This is a genomic window from Nostoc sp. KVJ20 (genome assembly GCF_001712795.1).
In the GTDB taxonomy this organism is placed as follows: domain Bacteria; phylum Cyanobacteriota; class Cyanobacteriia; order Cyanobacteriales; family Nostocaceae; genus Nostoc.
Genome location: NZ_KV757868.1, coordinates 1 through 3,046 on the forward strand (window position 1 = coordinate 1; position 3,046 = coordinate 3,046).

Annotated in this window: 2 protein-coding genes; both read right to left on the minus strand. The window is 41.2% G+C overall.

Annotated elements, in window-relative coordinates:
• Positions 1 to 297: DUF2887 domain-containing protein (locus tag A4S05_RS38365; protein ID WP_141699954.1), on the minus strand; the 297-nt coding region annotated here is incomplete at its 3' end.
• Positions 298 to 315: 18 nt separating this feature from the next.
• Positions 316 to 2,913, minus strand: a complete 2,598-nt coding sequence (locus A4S05_RS38370) for a two-partner secretion domain-containing protein (protein ID WP_141699955.1) — start codon at positions 2,911 to 2,913, stop codon at positions 316 to 318.
• Between the last annotated feature and the right edge of the window lie 133 nt (positions 2,914 to 3,046).

Here is a 3,046-nt window from a genome sequence, read left to right on the forward strand (position 1 = left end):
CACTGCTTGCCAATCGCTAAATCTGTCACGGTTGCGATAAAAATACAGTGAGGACTCAGCCAATACCCGTTCATATAGCCTTTCATCTTTTTGAAATTGGACTTCGCAGAAATACACAACTCCTGCACCTGCATTTTCCGGTGGAATAAATACGCCGTCAATTTCAAATTTGGGTTCTTTGACTGCTACTGAATCAAATCGATAGGTGGATGCATTTGTTGGCGGATTTGTCAATAATTCAAATAAAAGAGTGGGATATTGTTGAAATAGTTTGTAAAAAATCGAGTCTCGCCGCATGAAAAATTCCCATTTTACTTAGAAACAACTACTACTAGAGATAGACAAAGCACGAGGGTTAATATTTGGGACTTCAGCTACTAGAGATACATTACCGTTTTTATCGATAATCCAGCCTTGCGCCTCGACTATTTTAGCTGGGGAAGATGGCAGAATTTCATTAATCACATTACTATTTTGATCAGTATTTATTGCATCTAATGTTATCCATCGTGCTGTAGATACTTCACCTTGAAATGGTTCTATCGGACTGCGGGCAATTCCTCCCCGTCCTGTTACGGTGAAAGAACTACGTCTAGCGGAACTACCGGGGTTACAACTAGAGACAATTTGTTGTGACGCATCCGTTAAATTGTCAGGTAATTGTACCAAACCGCGACTAGGGTCTACATCAGGTGTATTAACTGTGACTGTACCTGTTAAGCCAAACTGGGAACTAGCATCAATGTCGTTGGTATTATTAGGCGGAGTTGATGGGCGTTGTACTAGACCAAAAATACTCTGAGCATTAATGTTAATATTGCCACCTTGCCCTTGAAAAGCATTAGCGACAATATCATTATTTTGATTGGCCGTGGCGACGATAAAACCATCCGGTGCATCAATGGCGATGTTACCACCGTTGGCATTATTAAAAGCTTGAGCAGAAATGAGACTTTGATTTTGCAACAGCAACAGTTTTAAATCTTCCAGTCTGATATTTGCACCTGCACCTGCATTAGTTTCTGCTGTGAGTTTACCCTGGTTGAGCCGAATGGTGTTCGCCCTAGCTGTTAAGTTACCTGCTTCGCCAGTGCCTATTGCGCTCACAGTGACCACTGCGCCATTACTAACTTTAAAAGTTGGTGTAGTGATAGTTAGATTTCCGGCTTTCCCACTGTCTTGAGCTTGGGAGAATAAGGTACTGGGAGTTTCTTGTCCGTTAATGTTACCAATACCAACCACATCTACAGATTCGGTAGCATTTACATTCAAAGTTCCACCATCACCTTGACTAAAAGAGCCAGCTCTTACTTCTCCGCCATTGCGAATCAGCAATTGTTTGACATCTAAAGTTGCAGTTCCTCCCTTACCTGAACCGAAGTTGTCTGCTGAAATTCTACCTCCATTTTCCACGGTCAAGGTATTAGTAGTTATTTGCAATTCTCCCGCATCACGGGTAGCTCCTCGTTCAGCGGAAACGAGAATGTTACTTCTACTAAAATTATCTGCGATCGCAGCTGTTCCACTCACTAAAATAGAATCAGTAGCATTAATAGTTAAAACTCCCCCTTTTCCACCACTCCTCGCCGACGTGGAAATCTGCGCCCCACCCAAAACATTTAACTTTTGAGTGTTAATAATTAAATTGCCACCATCACCTGTAGCACCTTCTTCAACTTGAGCAAATAAACCACTACTTCTTGTATCATCTGGCCTTCTGCTCTCCACTGTTATGGACTCAGAGGCTATAACCCTTAATTCCCCAGCATTACCCGCACCAAAAGTAGCAGTTGAAACTTGTGCACCTCCTTGAACCAATAACTTTGCAGTCTCAAGGGTTAATACTCCACCATTACCTATAGCTCCTGGTGCTACTGCGGCAAATAAACCACTTGGTACATTAAAAATAGTTGAGTTTCCTGCAAGTTGAATAGACTCCGAAGCTCTGACGGATAAATCTATACCTCGACCTGTACCGTAAGTAGTAGTTGATATCTGTGCGCCTCCTTGTACAATTAAACTCCCAGTTTCAATTGTGAGAGTCTTTCCTTCACCTGAAACATCTCCAGCGATTTCATTAAAAATACCTGTTGTGAAAAAGTCTTCTGGCGTTCCAATTACCTCTAATTGTTGTGAAGCACGTATCTTGACATTAGCTGCTTGTCCATCAAAATCAGTTACAGAACTCACCTGACTACCTTCAGTGATGGTAATACGCCTTCCCTGCATCTGAATATCAGCACCGAGAAAATCACTCGAACCTACGAAGGCTGCTTGAGAGAGGGTGATGTCTTGAAAGTTCTGCACATCCTCATAACCTAAAACCCAACCTTTATCTACGGGTGTCAGGTTGACAAAACTGTTACCGGAGACACTTCCTAACTCAATTCTTCCTCCTGGTGTTGTCAAAAATCCCCCCTCTATAGCTACTTCACCGCCAATCAGTGCTAAGGTTTTAACTGAGGGTACTTGCAGACCAACAAGATTGTCAGATGAGTCTAATGCGATCGCTTGATTAATAATTTTTGCTGGTACTTCTGCAAAACCTAAACCTACAGGCACACTGATAGTTAGTAAAGGGTTACTCTGGGTTGATGTCGTTAAAAATTCAGAACCATCAGCAAATTTAATTCTATTGGCTGTAGTCGCAATAAATGAGCCACCAACATTGAGAGAAGCGTTATTACCAAAAACAATTCCATTTGGGTTTATTAAGAATAAGTTAGCTGTATCATTAGCACGGATTAATCCATCAATGATAGATTGAGATTTACCTGTGACACGGCTAATAATATTCTGAATATTTGCGACGTTTTGAAAATATGCTGCACCATCTGTGGGGATGGAAAATTCCTCAAAGCTATGAAACAGGTTATTGCCAATTGTTGTCCCACCAGTAATTTCACAATTAATTCAATCATTAGGAACAATGGAGTTACTAGGCAATGTTTGATCTGGGATGATTTGTTCTCTTACTGGTGCAGTCGCAAATAAATAAAATGGGACAATCCCACTCAATATGCACAAGCAGGTCAGAAAATAATAC